Raw genomic sequence first — 685 nt, forward strand, 5'->3', positions numbered from 1 at the left:
GCCGTCGGGGCCGTAGCGGTTCCTGTGGAAGGGGATGGTGTGGTCGAGTTCGCAGGACGCGGCGTCCCGGTCGCAGCCGATCCCGGTGCAGGTGGGTGATTTTGCCCGGACGAGGCGTTTCATGTCTTCGGGGGGCTGGTAGCTTCGTCTCCCGATGTCGGTCACGGTGCCGGTGACGGGGTCGGTGAGGAATTTGTACCAGGAATCGGACTCGCCGGCGAGTTCCCTGGCCTGTCCGGCCGGGATGTGCCCGTATCCGTCGAGGTAGCCGGGGTCCTCGGAGGCGCCGGTGGCCGTGGCCGCGGTGAGGTGGATGTTGATCCTCGCCGGCACCCGCGCCCTGAACCGGGACCCGGCACCGGCGCCCCCGCCGCTTGTGCCGTTGCCGGTGTTTCCGTAGTTGGTGCCCCCGATGCCGGTGATTCCGGTGGTGTCCGCGCTCCCGATGCCGCTGCCGTCGCTGTTGGCGCTTCCCTTGTTGGCGCTTCCCTTGTTGGCGCTTCCGTCGCTGTTGCCACCGGTGCTTCCGTTGTAGGTGCCGTTGCCGGTGTTTCCGGTAGTGGTGCAGTTGCAGTCGCAGTTGGTGCAGGTCCCGGCGGGGTGGAGGAGGGCTTGGTGGAGGAGGTCGGTGAGGGCGTCGGCCCGGTATTCGTTCAGGGACCGGGCTGCCCGGCCGGTGGGGGTC

The 685-nt window shown here is 68.9% G+C and carries 1 pseudogene; it reads right to left on the minus strand.

What is annotated here, in order from left to right:
• Positions 1 to 685 (minus strand): annotated as a pseudogene (locus LPN03_RS20735) (13E12 repeat family protein); the annotation flags it as partial.

This window comes from Arthrobacter sp. A2-55, from assembly GCF_025548615.1.
In the GTDB taxonomy this organism is placed as follows: domain Bacteria; phylum Actinomycetota; class Actinomycetes; order Actinomycetales; family Micrococcaceae; genus Specibacter; species Specibacter silviterrae.